This window comes from Arthrobacter sp. NPDC058127, assembly GCF_042884555.1.
Lineage (GTDB): Bacteria > Actinomycetota > Actinomycetes > Actinomycetales > Micrococcaceae > Arthrobacter.
The window spans coordinates 251,522-263,907 of record NZ_JBHVTT010000003.1 but is presented as its reverse complement, the minus strand read 5'-3'; the positions used below and the strand labels follow the sequence as shown (position 1 = coordinate 263,907).

Genomic DNA, 12,386 nt, shown 5'->3' with positions numbered 1-12,386 from the left:
TATGCTTAGTCTCGTTTAAATCATATTTAATTGAGGAAGGCAGACTTTGATGGCGAAGACTGCACAGCAACCGGTATTGGTAATCATGGGCGTGTCCGGTTCCGGTAAATCGACAGTGGCCGGCGTCTTGGCCGGCCGGCTGGGTTGGGACCTCGCCGAAGGCGACGACCTGCACCCGGAAGCGAACGTGGCAAAGATGCAGGCAGGACAGGCACTCAGCGATGAGGACCGTTGGCCCTGGCTGGACATCATTGCCGATTGGATCAGGGAGCGCACCGCAGAAGGAAAGCCCGGCATCATCACGTGCTCGGCCTTGAAGAAGCGCTACCGGGATGTCCTGCGCGGCGAGGGCGTCGTGTTCGTCTTCCTCCAGGGGAGCAAGGACAAGATTTCCGACCGGCTGGCTTCACGCCACGGGCACTTCATGCCTGCCTCGCTGCTGGAATCCCAGTTCGATGCACTCGAGGCGCCCACCGAGGATGAGAACCACATCTCGCTGTGCGTCTCCGCTTCTCCGGCCGAAGAGGCAGACGAAATCATCGAACGGCTCGGCCTTGAGGCACAGCAGGCCCATCCGGTCGGTGGCGCTGCGTGAACTGGACCGGGCACGATACCCAACTCCTCGTGGTCGCGGCCATCGGCATTGCGCTGATCGTCCTGCTGATCGCCAAATTCAAGGTCCACCCCTTCCTCTCCTTGGTACTCGGCTCGGCCTTCGTCGGCCTGGCATCCGGAGTCGGGCTCGACAAGGTCGTTAGCAACTTCGAAGACGGAGTGGGCGGCGTCCTCAAGGAGGTCGGCCTCCTGATTGCGCTCGGCGCCATGCTGGGCAAGCTCCTGGCGGACTCCGGCGGCGCAAACCGGGTAGTCGATACCCTGCTTGAAAAGGCCAAGGGCAACAAGGTGGTCTGGATGATCACCTTGGTTGCGGTCATCATCGGCCTCCCGATGTTCTTCGAGATCGGCCTCGTCCTGCTGCTTCCGGTGATCGTCCTGGTCACCCAGCGCTCGCAGATGAAGCTCATGCGCATTGCCATTCCGGCGCTCGCAGGGCTGTCTGTGTTGCACGGCTTGATCCCGCCGCACCCCGGGCCGCTCATCGCCGTCAGTGCAGTGAAGGCTGAACTGGGCACCACCCTGGCGTTGGGGCTCCTGGTGGCCGTCCCCACCGTGATCATTTGCGGACCGCTGTTTTCCCGTCTGGCCGCGCGCTGGGTTCCCGTGGATGCCCCCGCGGTGGCCGGTGGCGTGGACACCAAGCACGCCGTCGACCTCAGCGAGGTCAAGCGCCAGCCGACCTTCCTCGTCACGTTGCTGACCATCATTTTCCCGGTCGTGCTCATGCTGCTGAAGGCCGTCGCGGACATTGTCTGGCCCGACGCCGCTCACGCTCCCATGATCCGCACCGTCCTGGACTTCGTTGGCCAGCCCCTCGTGGCGATGACCTTGGCAGTGCTCGCGGCCATGGTGACCTTCGGCTACGCCGTCGGCTTCACCGGCAGCAAGATCACCGCAAAGCTCGGCAACAGCCTCGGCCCCATCGCCGCGATCCTGCTGATCGTCGGCGCAGGCGGCGGCTTCAAGCAGACCCTCATCGGTGCAGGCGTCGGTGACGCCGTCAAGAAATGGGCCGAGGGCGCCAATATGTCCGTACTGGTCCTGGGCTTCATTGTGGCTGTGGCGCTCCGCCTGGCCACAGGTTCGGCAACTGTCGCCACAGTGACGGCGGCCGGCATCGTGGCTCCGTTGGCGAGCAGCCTGAGCCCGACACACGCGGCACTCCTTGCCTTGGCCATCGGTGCCGGCTCGCTCTTCCTGTCCCACGTCAACGACGCCGGATTCTGGCTCGTGAAGGAACTCTTCGGGCTGACGGTCGGGCAGACGTTCAAGACCTGGTCAGTGATGGAGACGCTCATCTCGGTGGTCGCCTTCGCCTTCATCATGGTGCTCTCGCTGATTATTTAGCGGGGCCGCTTAGCAGCCAGTACGACGGCGGCCCGTCCCCTATGTTTCCAGTGGGGACGGGCCGCCGTCGTGCTTTTCAGGAGGAACGGCCTAACTGAGGTTTTCCGCTGCGTAGACCTTGATGCCTTCCAGCAGGTAGGGCGCCAGACCGACCCGGACCTTGTCGTAATTGGCGGTGAACCGGGGGTCGTCCACGTACATCTGTCCCAGGCCTACGTAGGATTCGGCGTTTGGCGTCCAACTGGCGCAGATCCACTTGTAATGCCGGCCGACGGCTGCCTGGACGTCCGGGTGGTCCGCCGGAAGGGCTGCGTCGAAACAGCGGGCGAGATCCTGGTTCAGGTCCGCGTACTCCTCCATGAAGGCCTGTTTTTGGGCCGTTGTCATGGCCGAATGCCGGGCCTTGCTCTCCTCGACGGCCCGATCGCCCCAGCGCTCGCGCGCCTCGGCTTCGTAGGGGTTGCTGTCGAAATCCTTGAAGATGTTCTCCGCGGTCATGGTTTCTCCTTGGCGTAGTGCTGCGATAGTGGCGTCGACCGTCCGGGACATCCGGTCCAGTCGGTCGCGCTCGGCCAGCAGCCAGTTCCTGTGCACGGCAAGTGCCTCCACAGGATCGGCCTGGCCATCCAGAACTTCGCCGATGGTCTCGAGCCCAAGGCCAAGTTCACGAAGCAGAAGGATCCGCTGCAGGCGCAGCAGCTCAGGCTGGCCGTAGTACCGGTAGCCGTTGTGTCCCGTGTGGGCAGGCTCCAAGAGCCCGAGCTGGTCATAGTGGCGCAAGGTCCGCGAGGAAACCTTGCTGGCCTTGGCCAGCTCGGAAATGGTCCAGGTATCTGCCTTGTCCTGCTTCATGTATCCAGCGTAGAAGTTGACGTTACGTCAAGGTCAAGCCCCGCCGTCAGGAACCCCTTGGCCGGACACGGTCCCGTTGCTGCTACGTGAGAGGCGCTGCTGCGACCGTCGGGAGTGTCGGTTTCTTGGAGCCGCCCACGGGTTCCACCGTGATGCCTATGGCCGCCGCGCTGGAAATGCCGGAGACAACCGCCGGATGGCTCAAGGCCTGGGCGTCCATGAGTCCCTGTGATACAGGGTCGGAGCCGTCCTTGGGAATAAGCCACATCTGATAGACCTTGCCGGCGGGGGGAGCGGGAACTCCGTTCATACGGACCACCACAGCGTTCTTCGAGCTGGAGATGGACACGGTGGCGGTACCGCCGCCGTTGACATCGACGGTGGCTTGCCGGACATCGCTGGCTTGCAGTACTTGGTTCACAGGATCGTTCTGCCCGGCTACGTAGACGCCCACGCCTACACCGCCAAGCGCAATGACCGCGGCCGCTGCAGCGGCTGCTACCCAACCACGGACGCCGCCGAAGCGTCGGCGATCCCGTCGGCTCCGTGCCGCGGCAAGGTCAACGACGTCGGGGGTAACTTCCATAGTGGCACTGGCAGGCAGTTCGGGAACCGACGATGGCGCGGACACTGCGCCGGCTTGTGCGAGTGGTTGGTCCGGGAGCTGCCTCAGGATGTCCTGCAAGAGCCCGGGCCGCGGTTCGGCCTCGTCGGCGAAGGAAGTGGCGAGGGTTTCGCGTGACTGCCGGACCCGCTCGAGGAACGCCGAGCGTTCAGGCGCCGTGGCAATGTATTTGTCGATTTCCGCCCGCTCGGTGTCGCTCAAGGCGTCGAGGGCATAGATCTCGGCAAGCTCCAGGACGCGGCCTTCGGCAAGGTCAGTGGCTATATCGCCGGCGAACATCCTGCGGAGGCCTTCCTTCCCGAAGTCCTGCTTGTTGTCATCGTGTTCGGTCATGTCAGCTCACCCCCAGACAGGTCTTGAGTCGGAGAAGTCCATCGCGGATGCGGGACTTGATGGTCGGAATCGCGGCCCCGAGTTGTTCGGCGACTTCCCGGTACGTAAGCCCGCCATAGTAGGCGAGCCGCACGGATTCCAATTGTGTTTCCGTCAGGGTGCCAAGGCAGCGGGTGACCGCCTCGGCCTCAAGCCGGCTATTGGCTTCTTCTTCCACTGAATCGTGGTCAAGGAGTTGGCTCGCGGCACCATATTTCGCCTCGCGATCCGTGGCGGACTGGGCCGAGCGGACGCGGTCGATCGCGCGCCGGTGGGTGATCGTCATGAGCCACGCGAGCGGGCTGCCCGCCTCGGGATCGAATTTGGCCGCGTTCTGCCAGACCTGGATGAAAACTTCCTGGGTGGTATCCTCGCTCAGGCCCGCATCCACCAAGACACGCTTGGCCATACCGAAGACACGCCGCGCCGTGAGCCGGTAGAACTCGCTGAAAGCGCCGCGGTCGCCGTCGGCCATCAAGCCCAGCAATTCCGCAAGCTGCGCGTTCGAGCCGGCAATCAGGCCGGGGGCCTCGGGGCCTCGCACATTCGGTGTATCCATCACCGTCCAGCTTAGGTTGCCCGTGACCTTCGCAGTACCAGAAGCACCGCGCGTCTTGAGAGTGGTCACCTGCGCCCCTTCCGCGGCCGTCGCTGCACCGGCCCCCTTGCTTCGCAGGCCAGATGCCTGCCCAGGCTGTTGGTGCCTGCACAGGGTATTCGGCGCAGGGGGAGCGTTGGATGGGTGATCCGCCGAGGTGACCATGCGGATGTCCGGGCTGTTAGGCCGGGCTGCTAGAGCTTCGCGCCCGCAAAACCGTGTTGGCGCCAGGCCTCGTACACCGCGATGGAGGCGGCATTGGCAAGGTTCAGCGAGCGGAGGGACGGCAGCATGGGGAGCCGAACGCGGGCCGTGACGTGCGGGTCCTGCTTCAGCCAGTCGGGAAGCCCGACGGACTCGGGTCCGAACATCAGGACGTCGCCCTCCTCGTAAGCAATGTCCGTATAGGAGGATTCGCCGTCGGACGTGAATGCGAAGACGCGCTCGGGCTGCAAAGCCGCCCAGGCAGCCTCGATGTCCTTGTGCACCGTGACCACCGCGAGGTCGTGGTAGTCGAGCCCCGCGCGGCGCAGCTTTGCGTCGGAGAAGTCGAAGCCCAGCGGCTCCACGAGATGGAGCTCCGCGCCTGTGATGGCGGCGAGCCGGATGGCGTTTCCCGTGTTGCCCGGGATTTCAGGGGTGTGGAAGAGGATGCGGAACACGTATCAATCCTAGCCAGCGAAAATACAGGGTTGTTCCTGCAGGCTCAGTGCATGCCGCGCAGAAGCCGGGCCAGGACCGGGACAACTACGGTGTTGGGCACGGGGCCTGAACTCAGGAACTGCTTGAGGCCGCGGGCCAGCCCGGAGGCATTGACGATCTGGACCGAACCGAAGTCGACGTCCGTGCGCCGGTAGTGGTCGATGACCGGCTCGTGCGGGTTGCCGTCCGGGCTGTGGACTACTACCCAACCCGTCACATTCAGTTCCGGGAAGATCTCCTGCATGTGGCGCACGATCAGCTCGAGCTGGGGTGGCGGTACCGAACGGCCGCCGTGCTTGAGCGCCACGCCGTCCCAGGCATAGGCGCCCTTGGGCAGCAGCATGGAACCGATGAGCGCCAGGCGGTAGCCGGCAAGCAGGGCATGATCGATGTGGCTGTCGTCCGAGGGGGAGCGGAGCCCGTTGATGAGCCGGGCTGAGGGGATGGCAGGCAGGATTTGGCGGCTGATGAGCTGGACAGTCCGCATTTCGCGCTGAATGCGGGCTTCGGCGCCGAAGATCCCACGCTTCCGGGGAATCCCGTGGATCTGCAAGGCGGCCTCGCCCTTGGAGAGCAGCGGCACCTCGTGGGGATCATCGAAGGGCGGCACATAGACGGGGGCGTCGCCGGCCGTGTTGCGCGGGGCATTCGGCCTGTGGACCCCGGCGCGGGTTTCCGGCCCGGGAGCGCCGGTGCCGCCGTAGTCCGGCCTTTGCGTAGGGAAGGGGTTCGCCCTGCCGGAGGTGCCGCTCGCATAGCGACGGTCGTACTCCGCGCGTCGCTTGGGATCAATCAGGGTCTCGTACGCGAGCGTGACCTCCCGAAAGACCTCAGGATCCCCGCCATGGTCCGGGTGGGCGTTCCTCGCGGCCTTCCGGTAGGCCACTTTGATCTCCTTGTCCGTCGCAGTGACGGGGACCCGGAGGATCTGATAGTGGGAACTGCTGCCCTGAGCCAACCATGGGCCTTTCTCTGGGATTCTGAAAATTCCTGCCGTCCCGGTGCGGAGCGGCGGTCTTGGCAAGTCTAGCTAGCCCACCATGAGAACGACGGCGGCCCAGGCTTTAGTTCCGCTGATCCCGCGCCTGCCGGTGGCATGATTCATGCTGTGAACTCCCCGGCCGGCTCCGATCATCACCCAGACCCACCCAGACCCGGCCCACCCAGCCCCGGCCCCGAACGGTTGAACGGATCGCCACGCGGAACGATCGTGCTGGCGGTCAATCCCGCCGCAGCGTTTGGCCGGCATGCCCTAGCAGGGGACGAAGCCGCCCGCTTCCTTCGCGCCGAGGGTCTCGACGTCGTCGTACTTCGGCGCAACAGCATGGACGCCTTGCGGGAAGCGGTAGACGAAGCCCTTCGCGCAGGCGCCGAAGCCTTGGTGGTGGTTGGCGGCGACGGCATGGTCCATTTGGGCGTCAACTCACTTGGCAGGACCGGGTTGCCGCTCGGGATTGTGCCCGTGGGTACGGGGAACGACGTAGCCCGGATGCTTGGACTGCCTTTGCAGGATGTCGAGGGCTCCTGTGCCCGTGTGGTTTCGGCGCTCGCCGACGGTGGGCGGGTGCTCGACGCCGGCCGCATCACCACCGGCGGGCGCACTATTTGGTTTGCTGGAGCCGTATCCGCGGGATTCGACGCTGCCGTCAACGAACGGGCAAACTCCTGGAGGTGGCCCCGCGGAGCACTCCGCTACACCCTGGCGATGCTCCGGGAGCTCGGATCGTTCCGGGCGATCAACTACACGGTGACGGCCGACGGCGTGACGTCGCGGGAAGGTGCCATGCTGATTTCAGTGGCCAACGCCCAATCGATCGGCGGCGGGATGCGCATCGTCCCGGATGCCGCGCCCGACGACGGGTTGCTGGATCTGTTTATCGTCAAGCCGCTGTCCCGGCTGGCCCTCCTCGCGGTCTTCCCGAAGGTCTTTTCCGGCCGGCACACCTCGCACCCGGCGGTTGAAATCCGCCGGGTGCGTTCAGTGCGGCTTGCCGCCGAGAACGTGGTGGCCTACGCCGACGGTGAGCGGATCGGCTTCCTTCCCTTGGACATCGACGTGGTTCCGGGCGCCCTGCGGGTATTGGCCTGACCGGCCGGTCAGTGACGCGAGGCGACGGCCAGGCGGTTGAGCGCGAGGGCGCCCACGAGCAGGCCGAAGTCGCGAAGGGCGACGTCGAAGAAGTTGCCGAGCACCAGCAGGTTCACGATGATGCCCAGAAGCCACACGGCTACCAGGAGCGAGCCAAAGCGTGGCCGGACTGCCACTGCGACGCCGGCGACAATCTCCACGACGCCCACGATGTACATGAAGGTCTGGGCCGGGACCGGAATCACAGAAGTGGCCACGGGCGCCAGGTAGATCGTCCAGTGGGTCAGCAGGTTGGTGAACTTGTCCAGGCCGAAAATGATCGGCGCCACGGTGAACACGGTCCGGAGGAGCAGGAATGCCTGCCGCTGGGGATCGAGGGCCATGCGCGATCCGGTTTTCGCTTGGGCCGGGGATGATGCGATGTTCATGATGCCTTCTTTCTAAAAGTTGATAGTTTGATTTTAGAAAGCCCGGAAGGATTAAGCAATGAGTGTTGATTTTAGAGTTAAGCTGGTTGCATGACCGGACTTCCTTGGCTGCGTCGGCTTTCCGCGCTGGCATCACTCGACGACGGCAACCGCCGCCGCTTGTACGAGCACGTCTGCGGCGCAAGCGACGCGGTCAGCCGCGACGACGCCGCGATGGCTCTTGGGCTTCCCCGCAGCACGGCCTCCTTTCACCTGGACCGGCTGGTCCGTGACGGGCTCCTCAGTGTTGAATTCCGCAAGCTTGGCGGCAAGGTCGGTCCGGGTTCCGGGCGCCCTGCGAAGCTGTACGCGCCTGTCATTGAAGAGATCGGCGCCTCGGTTCCGGAGCGCCATTATGATCTCGCCGGGGAAGTGATGGCCTCTGCCATCCAGGACTTGATGGCGAAGGGTGGCTCGCCCCGCGAAGCTCTCCTCGAAACCGCCTACGCCCGGGGCCGCGAAGCCAGCAGCGCGGAGCCGCATTTCGAAGATGTCCTGGCGAACTATGGTTACAGGCCGGAAGCTGACGAGGACGGCGGCTACTCCTTGGTCAATTGCCCGTTCCACCGGCTGGCCGAAAGCCACACGAGCGTCGTCTGCGCCATGAACGGCGCCTTCCTGAGCGGAGCGGCGGCCGCGTGCGGAATTGCCGAGGACCGGATCGCCGACGACGACCGCGAAGGCCATTGCTGCGCAAGAATCCTTCCGACATCGTGATCCGTCCGGCGGATCAGTCCCGCGGAGAGGAGAGCGGCCGGGGAAGGCACCTTCCGTCGCCGGAGCCTGATTCCGCCTGCCTCGATAGACTTGGGTAGTGCCTGTTTACCTGGACCATGCCGCCACCACGCCCCTTGCCGCCGTCGCCCTCGCTGCCATGACCCGCGAGCTGGCACGGACCGGCAATCCGTCATCGTTGCACGCTTCAGGTCGGCGTGCCCGGCGATCCGTGGAAGATGCGCGAGAGGCGATTGCGGCAGCGGCCGGGGCGCATCCTTCCGAGCTCATCTTCACGTCCGGAGGCACCGAGGCAGACAACCTCGCCGTCAAGGGGATGTACTGGGCCCGCCGCGACGAAGACGGCCGGCGCAAGCGGATCCTTTGTTCCGCCGTCGAGCACCACGCGGTGCAGGACACGGTTGAATGGCTTGAACGGCACGAAGGGGCCGAAGCGGTGTGGCTTCCCGTCGATTCCCAAGGCGTGGTGCGGCTGGACGCGGTGCGGGCGGAGATCGAACGTGATCCGGGATCGGTGGCCCTGGTCACCGTCATGTGGGCGAATAACGAGGTGGGCAGCATCCAGCCCGTCAAGGAAATCGTGGAAATCGCCGCCGCCCACGGCATTCCTGTGCACTCGGACGCTGTCCAGGCGTTCGGCTCTATTCCCCTCAGTTTTCGCGAATCCGGGCTCGCTGCGATGTCGGTGTCGAGCCACAAAATCGGCGGACCCGTGGGTGTGGGCGCCCTGTTCCTGGGGAGGTCCACCAAGGTCACTCCCGTCCAGCACGGGGGAGGGCAAGAGCGCGACGTCCGCTCGGGAACCCTGGATACGGCGTCGATCGCTGCTTTCGCCGCCGCAGCAGAGTCTGTTGCCCGGAACCTGCCCGCGGAGCGCGAGCGAATCAGTGGCTTGCGGGACAAGATCATTGAGGGGGTCCACGCGGCCATTCCCGAGGCTGTGCTGCGCGGAGCGCCTGGAGACGCCCGGCTTCCGGGCAACGCGCACTTCACCTTCCCTGGCTGCGAGGGCGATTCCTTGCTGTTCCTGCTGGACCTCGCAGGTATTGAGTCTTCCACGGGATCCGCCTGTACCGCAGGGGTCCCCAGGCCATCTCACGTCTTGCTCGCCATGGGGCTTGATGAGGACACCGCCCGGGGTGCACAGCGATTCAGCCTGGGGCACTCCTCGGACGACGCCGACGTCGACGCCCTCCTCAAGGCCCTGCCGGACGCGTATGCCCGGGCGAAGCTTGCCGGAATGGCCGGTCACGAGTCCAGCATCCAGACCGCGGGCACCGTGGCCCGGGGCCACGGTAGCGGTTCTGCAGGCAGCTCGGCGGGCGATTAGGTACCGGGCAACAACTGATCCAGCGGAACGGCAGGATCGGTCAGGCGGTCCACGTCCACCGGAACGCGCCCCGAAATGAGTGCCTTGACGGGCTTTTGTACCCGTTGCTGGTTGACACTCATGCCGGCCACGATGGCGCCGTCCCGTAGCCAGAAGGCAAGGAAGCTGTTTTCCTCCAACGCGCCGCGGATGACGGGTACTGACCCTGCCGCGAGCGTGGGATATCCCCAGTACTCCATTGAGACGTCGAACTGGTCCGTGTAGAAATACGGGACGACGTCCAGCATCGCATCCTGTCCCAGCATCGCTTTCGCGGCGACCTTGCCGCCGTTGAGGGCGTTGGACCAGTGCTCGCTGCGGTGGTGATCGCCCGTGAAGGGGTGGAGGGCGTTCGCGACGTCTCCGGCGGCGAACACGTCCGGACTGCTGGTCCGGAGCGATGAATCCACCACGATTCCGTTGCGGATATCCAAACCGGCGGCTTCGGCCAAGGCCGTATCCGGAACGACGCCGACGGCCATCACCACGAGGTCAGCAGCGAGGACTTCGCCGGAGTTGGTGACGACGACGCTCGCCTTGCCCCCGACGCCGGTGATTTCCGCGGCGCTCGCGGGGAGCCGGAACTGCACGCCGTGCTTTTCGTGCAGGCTGCGGAAGAAGCCGCCCAGTTCGGGTCCTATGGCCATGCTGAGAGGTACGTCTTCCAAGCCCAGCAGCGTCACGGTATTGCCGTAGCTGCTCGCGGCCGCGGCAAGCTCCATGCCGATCCAACCCGAACCGATCATCACGACATTCCGGCCTCCGATCGACAGTTCTTCCTTGAGTCGGCGCGAATCATCGAACGTCCGGAACGTCATGACACCCGCAAGATCGGAACCGGGGAGCGGAATCCGGCGCGGCTGCGCCCCCGTGGCGATCAGGAGCTTGCTGAACTGAAGCTCGGTTCCTGATCGCAGCTGTGCCGTGTGGGCGGCAGGATCGGCAGCCGCGACCGCCTCGCCAAGGAGGAGTCCAACGTCGTTCTCCCCGTACCAGCCGGCCGCCAGCACTGGGACGCTATCCTCGCTGGCTTTGCCCAGGAGGAACTCCTTGGAGAGGGGAGGGCGCAAGTAGGGCTGTTCATTCTCGGCGCAGACCACGGTGATGCGGCCCTGGAATCCTTCGGAGCGCAATGTCTTGGCAGTCGTTGCGCCGGCCAGCCCGCCGCCTGCAATAAGGATGTGTTCGGTGTCCATGGTGACTCGATTCGCGGGGCGTCGGCGGTTCGCATGCGCGGTCCGCGTGTGCGTGAACGCGCGTGCCGCAATCTAAAACTGTTAGTTTTGACTTTAGAATCGTCCTCGACGGTGGTCAAGGCATTTTTGGGGCGGATTCCCGCGGGCGCTAGAATAGTTGGGCGCGCTCACTCTCTTCAGCCGCAATTCTTCTCCCTAACATCAACAGGAAGCCAGCATGCGAGTTCTTGCAGCCATGAGCGGCGGAGTCGACTCCGCCGTTGCCGCCGCCCGTGCCGTCGAGGCAGGGCACGACGTCGTAGGCGTCCACTTGGCGCTGTCCCGCATGCCCGGAACGCTGCGCACCGGCAGCCGTGGCTGCTGCACGATCGAAGACTCCCGCGACGCCTGGCGTGCCTGCGACGTGCTGGGGATTCCCTACTATGTGTGGGACTTCTCGGAGCGCTTCAAGGAAGATGTTGTCCAGGACTTCATCGATGAATACGCCGCGGGCCGCACTCCCAATCCCTGCATGCGCTGCAACGAGCGGATCAAATTCGCCGCCCTGTTGGAGAAGGCCATCGCCCTGGGCTTCGACGCGGTCTGCACGGGCCACTACGCCAAGGTCATCCAGGACGCGGACGGAAACCCAGAACTCCACCGTGCGGCGGATTGGGCCAAGGACCAAAGCTACGTGCTCGGCGTCCTGACCCACGAACAGCTCAAGCACTCCATGTTCCCGCTGGCGGAGACTCCCTCCAAGGCCGAGGTCCGTGCGGAGGCCGAGCGCCGCGGCCTGTCCGTGGCAAACAAGCCGGACAGCCATGACATCTGCTTCATCCCGGACGGCGATACCGCCGGCTGGCTCGCCGAGAAGATCGACATGACCACGGGCGACATCGTGGACGAGGCTGGAACCAAGGTAGGGGAGCACCCCGGGGCGAACGCGTTCACCGTCGGCCAGCGCCGCGGCCTCAAGCTGGGCACCCCGGCCGCTGACGGCAAGCCGCGCTTCGTACTGGAGATCCGGCCCAAGGAAAACAAGGTGGTCGTCGGGCCCGAAGCCCTGCTGGCCATCGACGAGATCCGCGGAATCAAGGTGTCCTGGGCAGGCCTGCCCATTGCCGAGGTCGCTACCGGCGCCGAGTTCGACTGCTACGCGCAGGTGCGCGCCCATGGCGATCCCGTTCCTGCCAAGGCATCTGTGGAGCGGCACGTCGACGACACCGGCATCGAGCGCGAAGGCCTCGTGGTGACTCTTGTCGATCCCCTCCGTGGAGTGGCTCCCGGGCAGACCATCGTGCTGTACCAAGGCACCCGTGTCCTGGGCCAGGCAACCATCGACGCCGCCCGTTCCCTTCAGCGCGCGGAGCTCTAGGCCCGCGAATTCCGGTGACTTGCTCCCCGGAAAGTCGCGCGCGAAATTGTGAGCGCTAA

At 65.0% G+C, this 12,386-nt stretch carries 13 protein-coding genes; 6 read left to right on the top strand and 7 right to left on the bottom strand.

Features of this window, described 5'->3' with window-relative positions; all coding sequences use genetic code 11:
- Positions 1-49 precede the first annotated feature (49 nt).
- On the top strand, positions 50-595 hold the full coding sequence (locus tag ACFVTG_RS07365) for a gluconokinase (RefSeq protein WP_284754766.1): 546 nt from the start codon (positions 50-52) through the stop codon (positions 593-595).
- Positions 592-1,965, top strand: a complete 1,374-nt coding sequence (locus tag ACFVTG_RS07360; protein ID WP_390279248.1) for a gluconate:H+ symporter — start codon at positions 592-594, stop codon at positions 1,963-1,965. Before ACFVTG_RS07365 ends, ACFVTG_RS07360 begins: the two co-directional genes overlap by 4 nt.
- A 90-nt stretch (positions 1,966-2,055) precedes the next feature.
- On the opposite strand, the gene ACFVTG_RS07355 is transcribed toward ACFVTG_RS07360, so the two are convergent.
- The 5 genes from ACFVTG_RS07355 to ACFVTG_RS07335 all read right to left on the bottom strand — a co-directional run bounded on the left by ACFVTG_RS07355 (position 2,056) and on the right by ACFVTG_RS07335 (position 6,072).
- Complete coding sequence (locus tag ACFVTG_RS07355; protein WP_390279246.1) at positions 2,056-2,817, bottom strand: MerR family transcriptional regulator; 762 nt, start codon at positions 2,815-2,817, stop codon at positions 2,056-2,058.
- 82 nt (positions 2,818-2,899) lie between these two features.
- Positions 2,900-3,775 (bottom strand): anti-sigma factor domain-containing protein, encoded by an 876-nt coding sequence (locus ACFVTG_RS07350; protein ID WP_390279244.1) that lies wholly within the window; start codon positions 3,773-3,775, stop codon positions 2,900-2,902.
- A gap of 1 nt (position 3,776) precedes the next feature.
- A complete protein-coding gene (gene sigK / locus ACFVTG_RS07345; protein WP_390279352.1) occupies positions 3,777-4,373 on the bottom strand; it encodes an ECF RNA polymerase sigma factor SigK in 597 nt (198 codons plus the stop codon).
- A gap of 233 nt (positions 4,374-4,606) precedes the next feature.
- Positions 4,607-5,074: a tRNA (cytidine(34)-2'-O)-methyltransferase gene (locus ACFVTG_RS07340; protein ID WP_059387528.1), complete on the bottom strand. Its 468-nt coding sequence runs from the start codon at positions 5,072-5,074 to the stop codon at positions 4,607-4,609.
- A 44-nt stretch (positions 5,075-5,118) separates the two neighbouring features.
- The gene (locus ACFVTG_RS07335) at positions 5,119-6,072 is read right to left on the bottom strand and encodes a J domain-containing protein (RefSeq protein WP_284754761.1); all 954 of its coding nucleotides are present in this window, start codon (positions 6,070-6,072) and stop codon (positions 5,119-5,121) included.
- A gap of 252 nt (positions 6,073-6,324) precedes the next feature.
- Between ACFVTG_RS07335 and ACFVTG_RS07330 the strand changes: the two genes are divergently transcribed.
- Positions 6,325-7,203, top strand: a complete 879-nt coding sequence (locus ACFVTG_RS07330) for a diacylglycerol/lipid kinase family protein (RefSeq protein WP_390279242.1) — start codon at positions 6,325-6,327, stop codon at positions 7,201-7,203.
- Positions 7,204-7,211: 8 nt separating this feature from the next.
- Here the strand turns inward: ACFVTG_RS07330 and ACFVTG_RS07325 are convergent, their stop codons facing one another.
- Positions 7,212-7,631, bottom strand: coding sequence for a hypothetical protein (locus ACFVTG_RS07325; protein ID WP_390279240.1), 420 nt, complete (start codon positions 7,629-7,631; stop codon positions 7,212-7,214).
- Positions 7,632-7,721: 90 nt separating this feature from the next.
- Here ACFVTG_RS07325 and ACFVTG_RS07320 point away from each other — a divergent pair, with 90 nt between their 5' ends.
- Positions 7,722-8,387, top strand: a complete 666-nt coding sequence (locus tag ACFVTG_RS07320; protein WP_390279238.1) for a helix-turn-helix transcriptional regulator — start codon at positions 7,722-7,724, stop codon at positions 8,385-8,387.
- A 97-nt stretch (positions 8,388-8,484) separates the two neighbouring features.
- Positions 8,485-9,735 carry a cysteine desulfurase family protein gene (locus ACFVTG_RS07315; RefSeq protein ID WP_284754756.1) on the top strand — a complete coding sequence of 417 codons (1,251 nt, stop codon included), beginning with the start codon at positions 8,485-8,487 and terminating at the stop codon, positions 9,733-9,735.
- Here the strand turns inward: ACFVTG_RS07315 and ACFVTG_RS07310 are convergent.
- Complete coding sequence (locus tag ACFVTG_RS07310) at positions 9,732-10,970, bottom strand: NAD(P)/FAD-dependent oxidoreductase (protein WP_390279236.1); 1,239 nt, start codon at positions 10,968-10,970, stop codon at positions 9,732-9,734. The genes ACFVTG_RS07315 and ACFVTG_RS07310 overlap by 4 nt on opposite strands.
- Positions 10,971-11,205: 235 nt before the next feature.
- Here ACFVTG_RS07310 and mnmA point away from each other — a divergent pair, with 235 nt between their 5' ends.
- Positions 11,206-12,327, top strand: a complete 1,122-nt coding sequence (gene mnmA / locus ACFVTG_RS07305; RefSeq protein WP_390279350.1) for a tRNA 2-thiouridine(34) synthase MnmA — start codon at positions 11,206-11,208, stop codon at positions 12,325-12,327.
- Positions 12,328-12,386 lie beyond the last annotated feature (59 nt).